General features: G+C 46.2%; 18 protein-coding genes. 1 reads left to right on the top strand and 17 read right to left on the bottom strand.

What is annotated here, in order from left to right; genetic code table 11:
* Positions 1-381 precede the first annotated feature (381 nt).
* The 15 genes from LQ226_RS09940 to LQ226_RS09870 all read right to left on the bottom strand — a co-directional run bounded on the left by LQ226_RS09940 (position 382) and on the right by LQ226_RS09870 (position 18,969).
* Complete coding sequence (locus LQ226_RS09940) at positions 382-2,562, bottom strand: S8 family serine peptidase (protein ID WP_284526597.1); 2,181 nt, start codon at positions 2,560-2,562, stop codon at positions 382-384.
* Positions 2,563-2,903: 341 nt separating this feature from the next.
* Complete coding sequence (wecB, locus tag LQ226_RS09935; RefSeq protein ID WP_231417740.1) at positions 2,904-4,058, bottom strand: non-hydrolyzing UDP-N-acetylglucosamine 2-epimerase; 1,155 nt, start codon at positions 4,056-4,058, stop codon at positions 2,904-2,906.
* 22 nt (positions 4,059-4,080) lie between these two features.
* The gene (gene upp, locus LQ226_RS09930) at positions 4,081-4,710 is read right to left on the bottom strand and encodes a uracil phosphoribosyltransferase (protein ID WP_231417739.1); all 630 of its coding nucleotides are present in this window, start codon (positions 4,708-4,710) and stop codon (positions 4,081-4,083) included.
* 445 nt (positions 4,711-5,155) lie between these two features.
* Positions 5,156-6,454, bottom strand: a complete 1,299-nt coding sequence (locus LQ226_RS09925) for a globin-coupled sensor protein (protein WP_231417738.1) — start codon at positions 6,452-6,454, stop codon at positions 5,156-5,158.
* Between the two features lie 1,295 nt (positions 6,455-7,749).
* A complete protein-coding gene (locus LQ226_RS09920) occupies positions 7,750-8,985 on the bottom strand; it encodes a serine hydroxymethyltransferase (RefSeq protein ID WP_231417737.1) in 1,236 nt (411 codons plus the stop codon).
* A 34-nt stretch (positions 8,986-9,019) separates the two neighbouring features.
* Positions 9,020-9,583, bottom strand: a complete 564-nt coding sequence (locus LQ226_RS09915; RefSeq protein WP_231417736.1) for a TIGR01440 family protein — start codon at positions 9,581-9,583, stop codon at positions 9,020-9,022.
* 87 nt (positions 9,584-9,670) lie between these two features.
* Positions 9,671-10,108, bottom strand: a complete 438-nt coding sequence (gene rpiB / locus LQ226_RS09910; RefSeq protein ID WP_231417735.1) for a ribose 5-phosphate isomerase B — start codon at positions 10,106-10,108, stop codon at positions 9,671-9,673.
* Positions 10,109-10,113: 5 nt separating this feature from the next.
* A complete protein-coding gene (locus tag LQ226_RS09905) occupies positions 10,114-11,436 on the bottom strand; it encodes a methyl-accepting chemotaxis protein (protein ID WP_231417734.1) in 1,323 nt (440 codons plus the stop codon).
* A gap of 21 nt (positions 11,437-11,457) precedes the next feature.
* Positions 11,458-12,072: a low molecular weight protein arginine phosphatase gene (locus LQ226_RS09900; RefSeq protein WP_255688459.1), complete on the bottom strand. Its 615-nt coding sequence runs from the start codon at positions 12,070-12,072 to the stop codon at positions 11,458-11,460.
* A 112-nt stretch (positions 12,073-12,184) separates the two neighbouring features.
* Positions 12,185-13,579, bottom strand: a complete 1,395-nt coding sequence (locus LQ226_RS09895) for a WG repeat-containing protein (RefSeq protein ID WP_231417733.1) — start codon at positions 13,577-13,579, stop codon at positions 12,185-12,187.
* A gap of 39 nt (positions 13,580-13,618) precedes the next feature.
* Positions 13,619-15,016 carry a WG repeat-containing protein gene (locus tag LQ226_RS21140; RefSeq protein ID WP_231417732.1) on the bottom strand — a complete coding sequence of 466 codons (1,398 nt, stop codon included), beginning with the start codon at positions 15,014-15,016 and terminating at the stop codon, positions 13,619-13,621.
* 99 nt (positions 15,017-15,115) lie between these two features.
* Positions 15,116-16,237 carry an MBL fold metallo-hydrolase gene (locus LQ226_RS09885; protein ID WP_231417731.1) on the bottom strand — a complete coding sequence of 374 codons (1,122 nt, stop codon included), beginning with the start codon at positions 16,235-16,237 and terminating at the stop codon, positions 15,116-15,118.
* A 21-nt stretch (positions 16,238-16,258) separates the two neighbouring features.
* A complete protein-coding gene (locus LQ226_RS09880; protein ID WP_231417730.1) occupies positions 16,259-17,035 on the bottom strand; it encodes a sulfite exporter TauE/SafE family protein in 777 nt (258 codons plus the stop codon).
* A gap of 265 nt (positions 17,036-17,300) precedes the next feature.
* Positions 17,301-17,855, bottom strand: a complete 555-nt coding sequence (locus tag LQ226_RS09875; protein WP_231417729.1) for a manganese efflux pump MntP — start codon at positions 17,853-17,855, stop codon at positions 17,301-17,303.
* A gap of 64 nt (positions 17,856-17,919) precedes the next feature.
* Positions 17,920-18,969 (bottom strand): L-threonylcarbamoyladenylate synthase, encoded by a 1,050-nt coding sequence (locus LQ226_RS09870; RefSeq protein WP_255688456.1) that lies wholly within the window; start codon positions 18,967-18,969, stop codon positions 17,920-17,922.
* A gap of 158 nt (positions 18,970-19,127) precedes the next feature.
* Between LQ226_RS09870 and LQ226_RS09865 the strand changes: the two genes are divergently transcribed.
* Positions 19,128-19,544, top strand: coding sequence for an organic hydroperoxide resistance protein (locus LQ226_RS09865; RefSeq protein ID WP_284526598.1), 417 nt, complete (start codon positions 19,128-19,130; stop codon positions 19,542-19,544).
* A gap of 133 nt (positions 19,545-19,677) precedes the next feature.
* Here LQ226_RS09865 and LQ226_RS09860 read toward each other — a convergent pair whose 3' ends face one another.
* Together LQ226_RS09860 and spoIIR are read right to left on the bottom strand one after the other, a co-directional pair.
* A complete protein-coding gene (locus tag LQ226_RS09860; protein WP_231417727.1) occupies positions 19,678-20,106 on the bottom strand; it encodes a GNAT family N-acetyltransferase in 429 nt (142 codons plus the stop codon).
* A gap of 65 nt (positions 20,107-20,171) precedes the next feature.
* Positions 20,172-20,864, bottom strand: a complete 693-nt coding sequence (gene spoIIR, locus LQ226_RS09855) for a stage II sporulation protein R (RefSeq protein ID WP_231417726.1) — start codon at positions 20,862-20,864, stop codon at positions 20,172-20,174.
* Between the last annotated feature and the right edge of the window lie 247 nt (positions 20,865-21,111).

The following is a 21,111-nucleotide window of genomic DNA, read 5'->3' as shown; positions in this document are numbered from 1 at the left end:
AAAAGAGGCTGTTCCAAAAAGTTGTCGCTCAACTTTTGGAACAGCCTCTTTTATTTAGGACGTATGTCTTTATGTTGGAACCTGTCGAATTAGAGGGGTTCTTGCTTTGAGATGGGAGTTTCTGAATGTTAGGTCACAGACGTTCTCGACGCTAGACCTTGCCTTCTCGATGTCGAAGTCCTTTTTCTAGACGTGCGAACCACTTTTCTAGACGTCGGGACTTGTTTTCTCGATGTTGAAACTCATTTTTTCGATGTCGTGACGGGTTTTCTCGCCGTTAACCCCCGTTTTCTTGACGTGCAGATAGGCTTTCAGGACGTCGCTTCCCACTTTCTCGACGTCCTCCCTATAATCAATCCGCCCCCTCCCCTACCCTTCTATTTAAGGAAAAGTCTGGCCAATGGTAATCGGGGTTTCGAAGGACTGTGTTACTCCACCTTGCTTCACTGTTACAACAGCCAGGTAGGTTCCATCCTCGCCCACCTCTTTTTTATCTAGTGTACCTTCTACCATTCCTCGAGCTACATCTTCATTTTTAAATAGAGGTCTAATGTAGCGGAGCGTTTCCGGATCATATAAATCGACTTCTAGCAGATCGGCTGCAAGTGGTAAGTAGAGTTTGTATTGATACTCCTCTTCTGAGAATGGTTTGAGCGAGAATTCAAGACCCATGGCTCGTGGGAACTCGGCTTCTTTTGTAAGAGCTAAGTATGGAAGCTGATAGGTTTTATGATCATCTTTTAACTCAAGCCACCCTTGTATAAATGTTTCTTCGTTCCGCAGATTATGCTGGTGAATCGATAAAGAGATCGGCACCGTCTTCTTCTCCCCTGGTTGAAGCGAGAAGCTCATCGGGAGCTGAAAGCGGATGCCCCTTTCTTGCTTAGGTATGGTGAAGCGGTAATCTTGGGGCTCGTCGCTTGAATTCTCTACAGTAATCTTAGTCTCCCGCGTTTCTGTGTCATCAAGTATTCGACCAAAAGCTAAACGACCATTGTAGAGAATGGACGATGGCTCAGCAGCTGCGAGTGGTTCAATGCGTCCCATTCCCTGGGCGATCGGCTCTACATTTTCTCCGTTTGCTTCCTTTAATACGGTAGCTGTTGAAAGGAGTGCAGCTTTTAACTTCTCAGGTCCCCAATCAGGGTGGGCTTCTTTTAATAAGGCTAACGCTCCTGCGACATGGGGGGCTGCCATGCTCGTTCCTTGAAGGTCCTTATATCCTCCTGGAACTGTACTGGTAATGGCGACGCCCGGGGCAACGATGTCAGGCTTGATGTCCCAGTTCCACGTCACAGGGCCTTTTGAACTAAAGCTTGCAATTGTATCTTTATTCACTTGAAACTTTGTTTCGAGCCAATTGTTCGTGTCAGCTATTTGTTGTTTCAGCCACTGTCCCTGTTCTTTTGTTAAGGCTGCAACCGGAATGGTTACGTCTCCTTCAATGGCACCCTGGAACTCTCCATCTTCGTTGTTATATATAAGAGCTGCTACTGCACCGGCTTTTTCAGCCATCATGGCTTTCTCCGTAAACGTCACCTCTCCCCGCTCTATTAACGCAATTTTGCCTTGGACGTTTTGAGTGATTTGTTTACCGAGACCAGCTGAAGCAACCGTGTAAGTTTTTCGAAGATCCCATGGTTCAGAGCCCATCATGGGCATAACAGGGAGCGCTTTTCGCGAAAGGGCATCATAAAGATACGGAATTTGGAGCGGTGGCGTCGAAGCACCGACAGCAATAGATTTTATAGCTGTTGCCGGAGATCCCACCGTCCACTCCCCTGGCCCGGAGTTTCCGTTTGAGATGACCATCGCGACTCCCATATCTACAGCTTGGTTGACCGCGATACTCGTTGGCCAGTCGGGCCCGTTTACAGAGCTACCTAGAGAAAGATTGATAATGTCCATCCCGTCTTCGACCGCCTGCTCGATCGCAGCTATGACCTGAACAGAAGAGCCGACTCCACCAGGACCTAGCGCGCGGTATCCGTATAGCTCCGCATCTGGCGCCATGCCTTTTAGTTTGCCGTCCGCTGCTATAATTCCTGCCACATGGGAGCCATGAAGAGTAGGTTCCCCTTGGGTTTCGAGCGTTTCCATCGGATCCTCATCAAGGTCGACGACATCATACCCGCCTTTAAAATTCTTCTTCAAATCAGGATGGTTGTAGTCAATACCGGTATCGATCACGCCGACCTTCACTCCTTTACCAGTATAGGGAGTGGATCTGAATGGATCCTTATTTTCTAAGACAAAGGGAACACTTTCATTAATATGCACCTGGTAGGTTTGCGAGGGAAAAGACTGCTCTACGAAGTCGGACTTTTCTACCCGTTCTAAATCCCTTACCGATCCACGAAGAGCTAGCCCTTGCAAAAGCGTGTCATACACATGGATCACTTCAACGCGAGGGTGGTACTTCTCAATATAGGACTTCCATTTATGTGCATCATCTTCCACTTCAATGATAATCGACTGTAGCTCCCGCTTCCCCATCGCCTGCTGGCCAGGACTGCCTAATAAGAAGCTAAAGAGTACCATAACGACAACGATTTTCTTCAAACAAAACCACCACCCTTTTCCTCTATCTTCTGAAAGAACCCTCCACTTCATACATAGAAACTACACTTTAGTGCTTTGCAGAAATGGTGGGTGTCTGACACGCTTTAGCGCTGTAGAGGATCAGTGGGTGTCTGGCACGCTTTAGTGCTGTAGAGGATCAGTGGGTGTCTGGCACGCTTTAGTGCTGTAGAGGGTCAGCGGGTGTCTGGCACGCTTTAGCGCTGTAGAGGGTCAGTGGGTGTCTGACACACTTTAGCGCTGTAGAGGGTCAGCGGGTGTCTGGCACGCTTTAGTTGGGTAAAGAAAAAAGCAAGGGACGCGGGGTCCTCTTGCTTTTATCATTAGTCGTCTTTGGTTGTGAAGGGTTGTGGTTTTTCTTCCTGGTAGTTGAAGAAATAGCGCATGGCTTCTGCGATTCGGGCGGATGCTTGGCCGTCTCCGTATGGGTTGGAGGCTTTCGCCATTGCATCGTACGAAAGGTCGTCCGATAGCAGTTCGTTTGCCATGGAGAAGATATTCTCTTCGTCTGTTCCGGCAAGTTTTAATGTACCTGCTTTAATTCCTTCTGGGCGCTCGGTTGTGTCACGAAGGACAAGAACCGGTACCCCAAGGGACGGCGCTTCTTCTTGAACTCCCCCACTATCTGTCATGATCAGGTGAGATCGTGACGCGAAGTTGTGGAAGTCGATAACATCAAGTGGCTCAATTAAGTGAATACGGTCGTCCCTGCCAAGAATTTCGTTGGCTGCTTCCTGGACCGCAGGGTTTAAGTGAACCGGGTAAACCACTTCAACGTCTTCATGTGTTTCCACTAAGCGTTTGATGGCTTTGAACATGCCACGCATCTTGTCGCCTAAGTTTTCACGACGGTGTGCAGTAACGAGAACAAGACGTTTGTCTTTCCCTTTTTCTAAAATCTCGTGTGCATAATCGTCTTTAACTGTTGTCTTAAGCGCATCAATCGCCGTATTTCCTGTGACAAAAATATTGTCCTCAGGTTTATTCTCATCCAATAAATTTTGCTTGGACTGATTGGTTGGTGTGAAATGAAGATCAGCCATTACGCCTGTAAGCTGACGGTTCATTTCTTCCGGGAACGGAGAGTACTTATTCCATGTGCGCAGTCCCGCTTCTACGTGCCCAACTGGGATCTGGTTGTAGTAAGCTGCAAGACTTGCTGCAAATGTTGTTGTTGTATCTCCGTGAACAAGCACAACGTCTGGCTTTGTTTCCTTCATGACTCCATCAAGTCCTTCAAGAGCACGCGTTGTGATCTCTGCTAAGGTTTGACGGGATTTCATAATGTTTAAATCAAAGTCAGGTGTAATGCCGAAGATCCCCATTACTTGGTCCAGCATTTCACGGTGTTGAGCTGTCACGGTAACAATTGGTTCAAATTGGTCTGAACGTTTTTGGAGTTCCAAGACGAGAGGGGCCATCTTAATGGCTTCAGGTCTTGTCCCAAAAATCGTCATGACTTTTATTCGTTGGCTCATGTCGTTCACTCCAAACAAAACTTTATTTCGTTCCGAACAGACGGTCTCCTGCGTCTCCTAAACCTGGTACGATATAACCTTTTTCATTTAGTTTCTCGTCCATTGCCGCAAGATAGATATCTACATCAGGGTGTGCTGCCTGAATTTCTTCGACACCTTCAGGAGCGCCAACCAGGCACATTAAGCGGATTTGCTTCGCGCCGCGCTTCTTAAGTGAGTGGATGGCTTCGATAGCAGAACCACCTGTTGCAAGCATTGGGTCCACAACGATCATTTCACGTTCTTGAACGTCGCTTGGAAGTTTCACATAGTATTCAACTGGCTTAAGCGTTTCAGGATCACGATAAAGTCCAACGTGACCTACTTTCGCTGCTGGAATTAAGTCTAAAATTCCATCTACCATACCTAGTCCTGCGCGAAGAATAGGGATAATCGCAATCTTCTTACCTGAAATCACTTGGGATTTCGCTTCTGAAACGGGTGTTTGAATCGTTACTTCTTCAAGTGGTAAATCACGTGTGATTTCAAACGCCATTAAAGCTGCTACTTCATCTACAAGTTCACGGAATTCCTTCGTTCCTGTTTCTGTCTTCCGTATGTACGTTAGTTTGTGCTGAATAAGAGGATGATCAAATACATAAACCTTACCCATGAGCCGATCTCTCCTTTAATTGAATAGTTTGCATCCTTAAAATTGTACTGAATTCTGGGTTGTGTTTCAAGATGCATGAAACAATCTCTACACAAAATATTCTAAGGTCCTTTTGGCTTTTGTGACGGTTTTGTGAATTTTTTTCTTCTATTATATAGAGCCTTACATATTCTTACTTAGTTTACCACAAAAAAGCCCGTTTCATGAAAAAGCTAGACAGACTAATTTTTAATGATGAGTGAGACATAGGAGGCGCTTTACTACGGTACAGTATTGATGGGTGTCAGACACCCTTTACTTCGCTACTGCGCTGATGCGTGTCTGACACCCTTCACTTCGCCACCGCACTGACGGGTGTCTGACACCCTTCATCCCGCTACTGTACTGAAGGGTGTGGATACTGAAAAAAACTCCAACTCATAAGGAGTTGGAGTGTGGGTTCAGTTTATTCTTCTGTTTTGTTTAATAGTTTTTGCGCGAGGCCGGACAGGTTGTCGGTGGTGCCATGGATATCTTGGATGGCATCGACGATCAGGTCAAGGTCTTCTTTATTTCGGTTGAACATGTCTACGTATTGGTTCATTTCCATCTTCACTGTTGCTAGTCCATTCGTGACTTGTTTCATATCTGTTTGGGATTGCTTCGTTGAAGCGTTCATTTCCTGCATGGATACTTGCAAGGTCTGAATGTTTTCGTTGCTTTCATTTGTAATTGAATTGATTTGATTACTCATTTGCTTGGAGTTTTCTGCTAGTTTTCGCACTTCTTCTGCTACAACAGCGAATCCTTTTCCGCTTTCTCCGGCACGAGCCGCTTCAATGGATGCGTTTAAAGCCAGTAGATTCGTTTGGTCCGCGATGCCTTCAATTTGGTTTGTGATAGATGTAATTTGTTGAGACAGATCATCTAGTTTTTCCATGGTTGCCATGCTGTTATTAAACTGTTCAAGCACCGTTTGGAAAGAGTTCAGCATTTCATTTACTTTTTGATCATTCATATCTGTTAAAGAAATTAGATTCTGACTGCTCTTTTGCGTATTCTCTGTGTCTTTCCGAATCCGGTCCGCTTTCTCAGACGTTTCGTTCATGGACGCATCTGTCTGTTCTACAGAAGCTGCTACTTCCTGACTAATCGCCACTAATTCCCGGCGAAGCATCTCGTTCCGATCATTGGCTTCAATTGCTTGTGATGCTTTCACAGCTAGGTAATGATCTACTACAAGCTGACTATCCAGATTCATTATATTCGTTACCGCCACCAAAATATCAGAGAGCTTGTGGGGTTGATCCTGATAAGATTCCACCACTTTTGGAATCAGTAAGTTGCTAAGAGCGGAATATGTAGCAAGGAACCAGGCAACCGGAAGCTCCACACCACCATGGGTGCGTCCAATTCGCTTACGCATGTTCATATACGCTTCATCAATATTTCCGGAAAATGCACTATCAAAATACTCGACAAATACTTGCTTCAGTTTGTCATGAGAACTATGATTCGTTGCAATTTCATTTAGTCGAGGGTGAGCATACAAGTGCTCCAATACTTTATCCAGCAGTTGATCGCTCAATGCTAACACAGCTGGTTTCACTTCTTTCACTGTAGCAAGCTGTTTATCCGTTAAACTCATATAACTTAAACGTCCGGTAAGATCCTGGTCATCGACTGTTACAGGCGTTCCCATATCTGCATACGCACTCGCTGCTTCAAATCGGGCCGTTGGTCTCTTTTTTGTAAAAATACTCATCGTAATTCCCCCTTTATTCCTTCTTCTTATATCGGCTTTAGGTGGAGGAAACTTAATCTTGCTAGCGCATTTGATAAGTTGCGGTTCAGATTAGGATGAGGAGGTGACCATGGACAGACTTTGACCTTTTGTTTCGCTAGAAATTTCTTTATTGCATTCTTGTTTTCTTGGTTGCTTGGATTTCTTTCTTTATTACTCTTGAGACTTTGTGCATTCTGGGTTTGGTTTAGACACTGGGGCGGGGGTTTCTGCATTCCGCTCACGGTTTCGACACTCAAACTTTGGTTTCATCACTCTATCTCAGTTTTCTTCACTACTCCAACTCCTTTCTTCATAACCCCGACTTCTTTCTTCACTCCAAAACCACTTTAGACATTACAGAACCTCTATCTTCACTCCACATCTAGTTTAAACACTCTGACCAAGCTTTCTGCATTCCGCTCTCCCTTTCGACACTCAAACCCCGGTTTCTTCACTCCATCCCGGCTTTCTTCATTACTCGAACTCCTTTCTTCATAACCCCAACCTCTTTCTACACTTCAAAACCACTATAGACATTCCAGAACCTCTATCTACACTCCACATTCGGTTTAAACACTCCGACCACGCTTTCTGCATTCCGTTCTCCCTTTCAACACTCAAACCCCGGTTTCTTCACTCCACCCTGGCTTTCTTCACTACTCCAACTTCTTTCTTCATACCCCCAACCTCTTTCTACATTTCAAAACCACTTTAGACATTCCAGAACCTCTAACTTCACTCCGCATTCGGTTTAAACACTCCGGCAACACTTTCTGCATTCCGCTCTCCCTTTCGACACTCAAACCCCAGTTTCTTCACTCCACCCCGGCTTTCTTCACTACTCCAACTTCTTTCTTCATAACCCCAACCTCTTTCTACATTTCAAAACCACTTTAGACATTCCAGAACCTCTATCTACACTCCACATCCGGTTGAAACACTCCGGCAACGCTTTCTGCATTTCGATCCTACTTTCGACACTCAAACCCCAGTTTCTTCACTCCACCCCGGCTTTCTACACTACTCGAACTCCTTTCTTCATAACCCCAACCTCTTTCTACATTCCAAACCCTCTTTATACATTCTAGAACCACTATCTACACTCCACTTCTGGTTTAAACATTCTGACCACGCTTTCTGCACTCCGATCCCACTTTCGACACTCAATCCCCGTTTTTCTACACTCCGCCCCCGCCCACACCACTCACTCCCCACCAACACAAAACAAAAAAGCCTCTCCCCAAAGGGGAGAGGCTCGCTCACACTCAATCTACTTATGCATATAACTCAAAACGAGACGTTAAGGCCAGGACGCGGTCGCGGGCTTCGGCTAGTTTGCCTTCGTCTTCGTGGTTGTTTAGGGTGAAGGCGATGATGGATGCGATCTCATCCATTTCTTCTTCTCCGAAACCACGGGATGTGACGGCTGCTGTTCCGATGCGGATGCCGCTTGTGACGAATGGGCTTTCTGGATCGAACGGGATCGTGTTTTTGTTCACTGTGATTCCGATGTCATCCAGGGCTTTTTCGGCTACTTTTCCTGTTAGGTTCAGAGGACGTAAGTCTAGTAAAAGCAAGTGGTTGTCTGTTCCACCTGATACGAGACGGACGCCTTCTTTTTGTAAGGATTCACCCAGGCGCTTGGCGTTGTTGATGATTTTCTCTGAGTAGTCTTTGAAATCATCTTGAAGAGCTTCCTGGAAGCTCACTGCTTTGGCTGCGATGACGTGCATAAGTGGGCCGCCTTGCATGCCTGGGAATAAAGCTTTGTCGATTTTCTTCGCATATTCTTCTTTACAAAGGACCATGCCACCACGTGGACCGCGAAGGGTTTTGTGTGTTGTGGTCGTTACGAAGTCTGCGTATGGTACCGGGTTTGGATGGTGGCCTGTTGCCACAAGACCGGCTACGTGCGCCATATCCACAAGCAGGTAAGCTCCTACTTCGTCCGCGATTTCACGGAATTTCTTAAAGTCAATGGAACGAGGGTACGCACTTGCACCAGCTACGATGAGCTTCGGCTGTACTTCGCGGGCTTTCTCAAGTACGGCTTCGTAATCGATTTGTTCTGTTTCCTGATCGACGCCGTAGTCTACAAAGTTGTACAGTTTCCCGCTGAAGTTAACAGGGCTGCCGTGTGTTAAGTGGCCGCCGTGGTTTAAGTTCATACCAAGTACTGTGTCACCTGGATCAAGCACTGCAAAATAAACCGTCATGTTCGCTTGAGCACCTGAGTGAGGTTGAACGTTGGCGTGGTCCGCTCCGAATAATTTTTTGGCGCGGTCGCGAGCAAGGTTCTCTGCAATATCGACGTGTTCACACCCGCCGTAGTAACGTTTGCCAGGATAACCTTCTGCGTATTTGTTCGTTAATACAGATCCTTGAGCTTCCATAACGGCTTCAGATACAAAGTTCTCCGATGCAATCAGTTCGATTTTCTCCTGCTGACGCGTTTTTTCGAGTTGAATGGCTTCCATAATTTCTGGATCAACTTGTTGTACGTGCTTCATGTGTACGTCCCCCTTTAAATTCGTTTCGCCCTTCCTAATCACAGGTAACGGACGATGGTTCTTCTATTGTGTAAACTGCCCGGTTGCCACCAATGAGCTTCGGACGAGATCGCGCATTTGTCACGTGAGCCTCTCCGATCGTCTTTTGCTTAAACCTGACAGGTACAGCTACTTTCTTCAAATGCATGCCAATAAACGTATCGCCAATATCGATCCCGGCGTTTGCCGTAATCTCCTCAACGACCACTGGGTCTTTCATCTGATGATACGCGTGCGTGGCCATGGACCCTCCCGCTTTGCGGACCGGAATGACTGACACTTCTTCTAAACGGTGTTCACGTAAGACGTCTCGTTCTAGAACGAGCGCTCGATTGAGGTGCTCACAGCATTGGAAAATGAGCCTGACTCCGCATTGATCTTTAAGACGCGCGAGTTCTTCGTAAAGATCCTCAGCGATCTTCTGACTTCCGCTTGTGCCGATGTGTTCTCCTGCGACCTCACTTGTGGAACAACCCACTACGAAAAGGTCGCCCTCTTTTAAGTATGAACTGTCGATCCATTCATCGACAATTTGCTTTATGTCCTCTTTTACAGTCATGGAAGGATTCCTCCCTTTTATAATCAGAGGCATAATGGACGAAAAGGAGAAGGAAACACACAGACGCATTCCTTCTCCTTCCTCGCTTTATGCTTCGTATTCCGAGATTTTAGAAACGCGGTTTGCGTGGCGTCCGCCTTCAAATTCCGCACTTAACCAAGTCTTTGCAATTTCACGCGCAAGACCAGGTCCGATTACACGCTCACCCATTGCAAGAATGTTTGAGTCATTGTGTTCACGCGTTACTTTTGCCGTGAATAGGTCGTGAACGAGCGCACAGCGCACGCCTTTTACTTTGTTCGCAGAAATAGACATACCGATGCCTGTACCACAGATCAGGATTCCGCGGTCAAATTCGCCATTGGCTACGCGTTCTGCTGCAGGAATGGCGTAATCTGGGTAATCGACAGAACCTTCACAGTCACAGCCGATGTCCTCAAATTCAATGTTCATTTCTTCTAAAAGGCTTGTTACTTCCTTACGAATGTTCACGCCTCCGTGATCTGATGCTACGATAACTTTCATGATGATCATCCCTTCTCTATATCTGTAATTCGAAATCGGTGGATTTGTTGTCTTAATCCGTCCGCTTGTTCCTGAAGCGCATGGGCAATCTGATCAATGGATTCGATTAATTCTGTCTGATGCTGTACGGATGAGCTTGCTTGAAGCGTACCGGCTGAGGTTTCTTCTGCAATGGCTGAGACTTCTTGTGATTGAATCGATGTCGATTGGAGTGACGTTAACTGCTGGTCTACAAGGGCAGAAATCTCCTGGACCGCTAACGCAACTTCGTTAACAGACGTCGACATATCCGCGATCGCCTGATTGGTCTCTCCGCCACGATCCGCTTCACGGCGAGCAAACTGAACCCCATCGGTAATCTTTTGGACCACCTGTGAGACATCTTTTTGCATATTTTGAATCAGATCAGAAATGCCTTTAACCGCTTTGCCGCTCTCGTCAGCAAGCTTCCGCACTTCTTCTGCGACGACAGCGAAGCCTTTTCCATGCTCACCGGCACGGGCTGCTTCGATGGACGCGTTTAAAGCCAGCAAGTTCGTTTGCTCGGCAAGGTTGCCAACAAGGGAGATGATGTCTCCCACTTTCTTGGCGTTCGTTTCCATGCGTTCGACCGCTTCTAAAGAAAGCTCCTGCTCTTCTGCGATGGACTGGATGCCTGTTACGAGTGAGTGAACGACTTTCTCGCTGTCTTGCAGCGTTGCGATCATGTGTGAAGACATCTCATGAGAACGCTGCGCTTTTTGTTGAACTTGTGTTGCGAGTTCGGTTGTTTCTTCGATCGCTTCGGCTGTTTGTTGAATGGCAGTAGATGAGTTCTCTGAGCCTTGCGAAATTTCATCGATCGTCTCTGATATAAGCCGCGCTTGATCTGTCGCTTGTTCGGTTGCCTTTTTTATGGCGGTTACCGATTGATTCGTTTCCCCGAAATTCTGGTCAATGTTATGTACCATGCCTCTTAAATTGGTCATCATCGTTCCAAAAGCTGTACCGAGGGAGCGAATTTCGTCGTCTGATTTAGAGACAGCCACTTCATCCGTTATATCCCCAAGAGCTGCTTTAGCGGCGATTCCTTCCAATTTAAGAAGAGGTTTTGTAATAAAACCGGCTGCTACATAAGCAAGAATGCCTGACCACAGTATGCCGAGGGCGAACGTGATCAACGTAAACGGCACGATGCCAAGACCGATGGTATCTTTCATCCGGTCATACAGCACATAAATGAAAAAAGCGCTCGTTGAATACGTGATTACAGCAAGCGCTGTGATGAACACAACAAGCTTTAATCTGAGACTAAACCGATATTTCTTTTTCTCCGCCACTTCTGCCATCTCCCTACAAAAACCTTTGTCCTACTTATTGTCTAATTTTTCGATAAGAAGTTCAACATGTTTTTCAATTTCTGTAAGCGTTTTTTCGTAGGTATCTGCATCCCCTCCAAATGGATCGGAAATGTCAGAGTTAGGTAGATTTGCTTCGATTTCACGGATGAGTGAGATCTCTTCGTTCAGGTGTTGCACTAAGGCCTTTTCTAGTTCTTGCGGCGTGTTATATTTTTGGCGATTCTTTTGTAAAAAGACTGCCTTTCTATCTTCTAAAGTAGAGTAAGCTTCTTTAAGCTGCTGCCACTGATTGTGATCATTCTGGAGAACGTATTCTTTCAGCGTAAACACGTTATCTTCAAAGCGCGGATACTCCATCACAACGCTTTGCTTATGCTGCGCGGTCATGGTTAACACAAGGTCCGCCCACCTCATCAGATCGAGTGAAAGAGGTTGCGACTCGTGCTTAAGGGAAATCCCTTTCTTCATAAGAGCTTCTTCTGTCCCTTTAGAGGCTCTTGAACCCTTATGAGCAAAGATCCCAGCTGACCTTACTTCGATGTCTCCATTCTTCTCCCTTAACAAGGCTTCTGCCATCGGACTTCTACATGTATTCCCTGTGCACACAAACAATATATGCTTCATTCTCAATCCTCCACTAATGTGCTTATCTTACCTGCATTATAACATATGAACCGAGGAAGACGCCTGAGGTAAGAAAACTCCTTCGTTCATATACAACAAAGGAGTTTTGTCGTTAAAATGGCTTAAATTCGTGGGTAATTTCCCCATCTCGATTTCTGTACTGGAAGATATAGCGAATCCCATCTCCTCTTGAAGGGTTTTCAACGTTTTTGATCGTTAAGGCCGTTCCCTTATAAAAAGGAAAGCCGTGTTCGTAATTGCCTTCGAGCTCGATTTCGAAGTTCCCTTCCGTGTCAATATACCCACTTTTGCCTTCTGCTACCGCATGGGCGAGGCCGTCTACGAACCATCCAATCACTCTGAACGTTGGTTCGATAACAAGATCCCCGCCTTTGTTAATGACCCCGCACTTCTGGTCTATACAAACCGTCGCATAATCATCGTGAAACGGGTAGGCCTCATCATATTGAGCCTCGATTTTCATCGTTCCTTTTTTGTTAATAAAGCCAAATTGCCCATTTACCTGAACAGGAGCAAGGCCTTCAGAAAAGCCGTACGCTTTAGTAAACGTATCGTCTATAAGTTTCTTACCATCTGAATCGATATAATGATAGCGCCCGTCGTCTTGCATCACAAGAGCTACACCCTCATTGAAATGAAAGGCTTCTCTATAGAGGGGTTCGATGACCATGTCCCCGCTTCGATTGATGTACCCCCACTTTTCGTTCTTCACAACGGGAGCATAGCCATCTTTAAAACTTTTGGCGCCCCGATATTGTGTGGCAATCACCATTTCCCCGTCTGTGTCGATGTAACCTCTCGCTCTATCATTCACCACTAAAGCTCGCCCGTCATGAAAGGCTTTGGCCTGTTCATACGTTTCATCGAAAACCTGCTCTCCTTGCTGGTTTATAAACGTATAAGACTCATCGCCCCCGATCTCCCCCTTCGCGGCTGGGAAAAGAGGTTGCGTGAAATAGTAGCTTTCCATCATATACTCAGGGCCACGCCCTCTTATGCCAGAAGTCAGTTGAATTCCGTAAAGAGGATAATTGCTGTTGTATCCTGTTTCAAGCACGAGTTCCCCTGTTTCATCCACAAAACCTAGTTCAGCGTTCTCGTTTACCGTGAAATAAAGGGTGTCGTTTGAGGTCAGTTGAATGTACAGCAGGTAAGCTCCACTCATTACCACAAGGAGGAGTCCCGCTATAAGCCATTTCCTTTTGGAGCGCCTTTGGGATTTACGCCCTTTTGCCTGGTCGACCAGAAAGGGATCGTCATCTTCGACGATGGACTCAGGTGCTGCTGGGGGCGGGCGTTCTTCTGTTTCCTCTTCTATTGGTTCAAGTACCTCTTTTTTCTTCGGTGGGTCGTATGTAGGTCGTTGAGGTTGAAACTCGAACATGGATTCTTCGTTCTTGTCTTGAATGTAGGCCTGGTCTTTGTTGCATTTGGCGCACGATTCGCCTTCTTCGATCTGTGCGCCACATTTCTTGCATTCTTTCATTGGGTCACCTCACTTTCCTAGTGGATAGGTCTTTTTCTACTAGAGGCCATCAAATTCATGAACCACTTCTCCGTTTTTATTTCTGTATTGGAAGAAGAACCGATTCTGATCTTCTTCTGGATTCTCATTTGCTTTTATCGTAAGGACCAATCCATTGTAATACGGAAAGCCTTGGCCCATGGCATCGACCTCAAATTGGGTTTCCCCTTTGGTATTAATGTAGACCATACGTTGTCGATCGTTTGTGAAGGCAAAGGCAAGTCCATCCACGAACCATCCAATCGATTCGAACTCTGGCTCAACAACCATGTGTCCTCCTTTATTGATCACGCCGCATTTATTCTCCTCAGGGCATACGGTCGCATAGCCATCATGAAAGGGATAGGCGTTGACGAATTGAGGCTTGATCTTTGTATTCCCGTCTTCATCAACATAACCAAAGCTCCACCCTTCTTCAAACCGGACTGGCGCGAGACCTTCTGAGAAAGCACGGGCATCCGGGAAGGTTTTCTCCATGATTTTCTTCCCTTCTGTATCAATGAAGTATGCCCTGCGATCCTTCTTCACAAGAGCCACCCCACCGTTGAAATGATAAGCTTCTTCATAAGAAGGTTCTATGACCATATCCCCGTCTTTATTCACATAGCCCCAGTAGCCTTCGACCATCACAGGGGCGTACCCTTCTTTGAAATCTTTGGCATTATGATAATCGGCTGGAATAACCATTTCTCCCTCCACGTTTATGAAGCCCCGTAATCCGTCTTTTATGACAAGGGCGCGGCCCTCATAGAAAGGTAGGGCCTGCTGGAAAGAGGGTTCGATCCCCCATTCCCCCTCTTTGTTGATATAGCCAAACGTTGGACCCTCCTCCATTGAAGGTACCCTTGCCGGATAAAGTTCTCCTGTAAACTGCATTCCTTTGCCAATATGCTCAGGACCCAGGTCCTTGGCATCTTCCTCATAAGGGAACGTGGGTTGGATTTCGCGATCTGTTTCAAGCACGATTTTCCCTGCTCTGTTCATGAATTGTAGTTGCCCTTCCTCATCCATCGTAAAATAGAGCGTATCCTTCGAAGTGATCTGCATGTATATGAGAAAAGCTGCGCCCAATACAATAAGGAGCAGGCCTGACACGACCCATCTTACTTTTGGGCGCTTGAATTCTTTTGACTTTGACTCGGTCTTTTCGCCGAATAAGAAAGGGTCTTCCGGTTCGGTTTGTTCGACTCGTTCAGGTTGAGTAACGGAGGCCTCTTCTACGGGTTCGGGCTCCTCCATCTCCCGCTTTCTTTTCGGCGTTTCATATGTAGGTTGTTCTGGCTCGTAATCAAACATCGATTCTTCGTTTTTTCTTTGTATGTAATCTTGTTCTTCTTTACAATTCTCGCATATGTCCCCCGCTTCAATCGGAGAACCACACCTCTTGCACTCCCCCACCGTTCCACCTCCACAATTTTCCTATATCTATTGTAGCAGGAAGTGTGGTCTTTTTTCGATAAAAAAGCCGCCCGAACATGATTCGGACGACTCAGTTATTTATACAGCGCAGCGGTTCGGGCCGACTTCCATTTCACGGCGTTCGTCTGCGTCTGGTTGCTTTTTACCCATATTGGTTTTGCGAATTTCTTCGTGACTGTTTGGCTGAGGCGGAAGGTTATCGGTCACAAGGTGACGGAATTCACTCTCATCCTCTACCTGCAAACGATCGTTTTGCTTATAAAGCTCCTGCAGCTTCCCTTGCACCGTTCCTTCTTCATTCACTTCTTCCATTTTACCAAAGTGGGCCGGCAGAACGATTAAGTCCTGAGACAGATCTTTGTAGCGGCTGTAAAGCGTCTGACGAAGATCCTCTACCCAGTCTTCTGCTTTCCCGGCAAGGTCCGGACGGCCAATGGATTGAACGAATAAAATATCGCCTGTTAGCAAGTATTTCTGATCGACGATAAAGCTTGTGCTTCCGATCGTGTGACCTGGTGAATAGAAAGCAGCAACCTTCACATCGCCAACGGAGATTTCTGTGCCGTCTTCTAAACCACTATACGAAAACTCAACCCCGACATCATCTTGTTTCGGGAACCAGTAAGTGGCGCCTTCTTGGTCAGCGAGTTCTTTACCTCCTGAGATATGGTCCGCGTGTAAATGGGTATCGAGCACGTGTTTAATGGAGATGTTGTGCTTTTTCGCGAACTGTTTATAGTGGTCTGTCATACGGTTGGCATCCACAACAGCTGCCTCGCCGTTTGCTATGATCATGTAAGATAAGCACCCTTTTCCGAGGCGAAGGAACTGATACAGCTCGCCGCCACCGGTTAGATCCCCAATTTTGACCGGCTCAAGGTGTTCACTCCAGGCGGTCATTCCACCTTCAAGGTAGGTAACCTCCTCAAGACCTGCTTCTTTCAGGATTTCAACGGCTTTCTGTGAAGAAATGCCTCGAGCACAAACGACGTAAACGGGTTGGTCATTTGGAAGCTTTTCTTTCACGTCACCAGGATCGCTTTCGAGCGTTTTAAAAGGGATATTCAAACTGCGAACATTGCGGCCTTCTACAGCCCACCCTTCGTAGTCTTCCTCTTTTCGAATATCGAGAAGAAATACTTCCTCATTGTTCAGAATCTTTTTAGCTAATTCATCTACAGTTAATGGTTGTAGTGCCATTTTAAACCCTCCTGTTCATTGTTAAAGAAGAATGTCCCACCATATCTTGATGGCTGTGCCGACTATAAGTACGGCGAGAATCGTTTGCAGTACGTTCGTATTGGCTTTTTTCCCTGCTTCGGCTCCAAGTTGAGAGGTTATGATGCTTGCAATCCCGATCGCGATTGCAGGCATGATCGGTACATCACCTGAGAATAGCTTACCTGTTACAGCGCCAATCGATGAGATAAATGTGATGGCCAGTGAAGAAGCGATGGTCATCCGGGTCGGAATGTGAAGGATACTGAGCATAATCGGTACAAGTAAAAAAGCTCCGCCTGCACCGACGATTCCCGCTCCGATTCCGACGATAAATGCCGAAATAGAGGCGACCCATTTGTTAAAGTCCGGGTGATCCTTTCCTTCCGTCTGTTCGTGTGTCGGGATGAACATCATGACTACGGCAATCAGTGCAAGGACACCGTACACAATATTTACGACTTTCTCAGATAAGTACGAGGCTCCAAATCCTCCTAATAAGCTACCGATTAAGATACTTATGCCCATATAGACGATTAACGTTTTATGAAGGTAGTTCCCCTTACGGTACCCCCATACGCCTCCAAATGAAGCTACGAAGACTTGCACAGCCACAATACCAGCAGCTGCATGGGCGCTGAAACCAGCGAAGCCCAGTAGTGGTGGGATATAAAGCACCATCGGATAATTGACAATGGCACCGCCTATGCCAACTAATCCAGATACGAAAGAACCGACAAGTCCAATAGCAAAAACCGTTAACAATAATGACCATTCCATACAACTAGCACCTCTTTACCTGCCACAGCTTCCTTCTTAGTCTGCAATCCCTGTCCACTTTTTATCCTAAAAATTAGGCTCACAATACCTATACCACTATCTGTACTCACAAAACATCAAAAATCCTTTCCTGCTTTAGAGAACGACAACATGCCAGACACCCTCCACTGCTTTAGTGCAGTGAAGGGTGTCTGGCACGCGTCTTCGCTTTAAAGGACCGCAGGGTGTCTGACACGCTGGGGTTTGTTACCGTATTAAAGCAAGTTTATAGGATGAGCTGGAGGCCGAATGCGCAAAGGATGCTGCCTCCGAACATTTCTGAGTAGGTACCGAGGAGCCCTTGAACTTTCCTTCCGAGCAGAAGTCCTCCCCATGTGAGTACGGTACTGGCGAGTCCAAATAAAACGAGCGTTATAAGAGTACGAGCTCCGGACATTCCGAGACTTAGCCCGACTGAGAAGCTGTCTAAACTAACGCTTAAGGAGAAGATAATGAGGCCAAATCCTACGGGTGTGAACGCAGGCGCGTCGTCTTTTTGAAAGGAGGAATAAAACATTTGCGCACCCAGAATTAGGAGCAATACCCCTCCGGCTACTGTCGCGACTGAACCTAGCTGAGCAGATAGAAATCGGCCGACTACCATTCCGATAAAGGGCATGATTACATGGAATATTCCTACTGTAAGTCCGATCGTGCCTATTTTTCGAAGCCTGAGCGGAACCATTCCCATCCCAAGGCCGATTGAAAAAGCATCCATTCCTAATGCTACTGCCATCATGGTAAGCGTAACAATCTCTCCAATAATCGTGAACGAATCCATAAAAAAACTCCCCCTCGGGACATGCTAGTTCAGCATATGCGAAAAAGGAGGAGTTTAGAAGAAGCTATTTGTCTTGGGTAATAACGCTAGTTGATGCTTTCTTTAACCGGTTCATAACAGCATAGCCCATCCCGTATTCCGGGAAGCTTTCACATAGGATCACGTCAATGGTATCGGTAGAAAACGCGCGCAGGGCGCTATACAAGTGAACAGCCACTTCGCTTAACTGCTCACGAGAACCACATACCTGTACCTCATCTGCTTCGATTTGATCCACATGTTCCTCACTGATAATGACACCGACGCGTTTGTCATTCTCTCTAAGCTGGTCAATCTGACTTTGAAGAAATTCAAGGTCTCCTTCTACAAGCCAAAGAGGGGCTTCAGGGGCATAGTGCGTATACTTCATGCCTGGTGATTTTGGTTTTTCTTTTTGATTTAGTAAAGCGGCATCGAAGTCCGTCGGCCCCACTACGCTCTCAAGGTCTTCTTTTGTAATGCCACCTGGTCTTAAAATTACCGGACGGTCCCCTGTGCAATCCACAACGGTCGATTCAACGCCTACGCCTGTCTGGCCCCCGTCTACAATTCCAGCAACGCGGCCATTCAGATCTTTGTACACGTGATCGGCTGACGTTGGGCTCGGGCGACCAGAGCGGTTCGCACTCGGCGCAGCGAGCGGGAGCCTGCACGCTTGTAATAATGCACGGGCTACCGGATGATCAGGAATCCGGACGCCCACAGAAGATAATCCTGCCGTTACATTTGAGGCACAGGCGCCGTTGCTCTCTAAAATAAGGGTAAGCGGTCCAGGCATAAAGGCATCGATTAGCTTATGGGCGATGTCCGGAATATGCGTCACCACGTCTTCAATATGCATTTTATCGGCTACGTGCACAATAAGCGGATTGTCAGCCGGCCGACCTTTAGCTGCAAAAATGTGTTGCACCGCTTCGTCATTCAGCGCATTCGCCCCAAGGCCGTACACCGTTTCAGTAGGAAAAGCGACAGCCTGATTCTCTTTAAGACATTCGGCCGCTTCATGGATTTGTTGATCGTAATCGTTTATATGTTGAGGATCGATGGTCCAAAATTTCGTTTCTGTTGTACTCAAGGTTCGAGCATCCTTTCTCTGTTTGCCAACATTATTCTTATATTATGAGCTTTCTTCTCCCTTTTCTGCAAGTCCTCTACCTATTCTTATGAGTAAGATCTACTTAAAACGGGTAGAGTGTAATTGTGCAACCAAACAAATGTATGGAGGGATTTTTCATGAAAGTACTTTATACAGCAGAAGCAACAGCAAAAGGCGGACGCGAAGGTTCCGTTTCAACATCTGATAATAAAGTTGAACATAATCTGTCTACGCCAGAAGGTCTTGGCGGCCAAGGCGGAGACGGTACAAACCCTGAACAATTATTCGCATGTGGCTATTCAGCGTGCTTCGATGGCGCACTAAACCTTGTTGCCGATCAGTCTGGTGAACAGATTGAATCAACGGTTACAGCTAAAGTTGATATCGGTAAAGGAAACGACGGCTTAGGTCTTGGCGTGAACTTACATGTTGAGATCAGCGGTGTTGACCAAGCTAAAGCTGAAGAACTTGTGAATAAGGCACACGATGTATGCCCTTATTCTAAAGCGACACGCGGTAACATCGAAGTTTCTCTAGAAACGAAGGCTGTGTAAAGCAGGCTTTTAGACTCAGGAAGAGGCTATCCTATAGGATAGCCTCTTTTTATATAGCAAATGTGAATAAAAGGGGGGTTCATCCACATGTTTGCACAAGTTATTAACAAGTGTTATCCACAAGTGTGAATAACTAACTCTTACTCGATTCATAGCACCACCAGTTTCCGGTTTGTGCTGGTAACTCTTTCTCATCAATCGGGACGGCGGATGAGTCTATTTGTTGATACTGATAGGTTTGAAGCAATGGTTCTAGCGTGCGTTGATGACTGAAGACATATAATTTCTGAAGGCCTTGCTCTTCCACGTGTTGCTGTAAGACTTCGAAAAGTGTGAGGACAAGCTCTGGTCTTACTCCGGATTGGAAGTATAGGGATCTTAGCCAAACGGACTCTTCTTCGACGGGCACAAGAGCTACAAATCCTTGCTGCTCGCCGTTTAATGTGACGATGTGTCCGTGTTCCATTAAGCGCTCCCGATCTGTTAGCTGTTCTAGCTTATCCCCAAAGAAATCTTCCATTGTGGATTCTTTATGATCTTTTATATGAGTAAGTTCAATCATATAATTCCCTCCCTGGCATTGTTACTACTATCTATATGAAATGCTAGAGAGAATATGATAGATTTCTATAAAAAGCTAAACCACTCGGTTAAGAAGAACTTCACTTCGACTTTTTCTCGCTCTGCTTTTGCACTTGAGTCTACTTCTTCTTTTGGCTCTTCTTTCGTTGTGGACTGCTCCTCTTCGATCTCTTGAGCCGGTTCATCTGTTGTTTCTGCAGCTACTGATGTGCCGTTATTGAAATCAAGGAAGCAAAGTGGTGGGAATAGCACACACCACCAGTTGGCTCCATCTCCATTACCTAACGTAATTAAGATTGCTTCATATTCACCAGCTGGGTAAAGATACGTTCCATAAAGTTTAGCCGGAAATTCTACATGCTTCCCGTAATCCACAGTGTAAGATGTTTGAACACCTTCTTCTTTCAACACGTTATCCACAATTTCCTCTAATTCACCTAGTCGGCTCTGAATTAGTTCACGAGCTGCTTCAATAGAGGTTAACTCCTCGACCCAAACGGTGATCTCAGCATTGACGGCGTCTCTTACTTTTCGTTTAATCGCCTGATCTCGATCACGGTCACTATTTGCTAGAATGCGTAAACGAATGGCTTGATCTGGAATGACTTGAATATCCGTGCCACGGTCAGGCGCCTCATTATACCCTTCCAATGTATAAGGAAACAATACCGCACAAAGCACAACCAACAACGCAACACCAACCGCTTTCTTTACATTCACCTTCTTCAACATATTCATATCCCCCGTCCCCTTTATGTTTTGCTTCGTCCTTTTCTCTTACAACCAGTATGAACAGCAAACCACCCCCCTATACCCAAAAATCTACTAAAATTTAAAACTATCACTTTAGTAGGGTGAAGGGGGAAAGGGTGTCTGACACGCTTTAGTGCTGTATAAAAACGGGGCGTGTCTACACCCTTTAGTGCTGTACAAGAACGGGGCGTGTCTGACACCCTTTAGTGCTGTACAAGAACGGAGCGTGTCT

This window comes from Pontibacillus sp. HN14 (assembly GCF_021129245.1).
In the GTDB taxonomy this organism is placed as follows: Bacteria; Bacillota; Bacilli; order Bacillales; family BH030062; genus Pontibacillus.
Note: the sequence above shows the minus strand (reverse complement) of the source record. Positions and strands in the feature narration are given on the sequence as shown.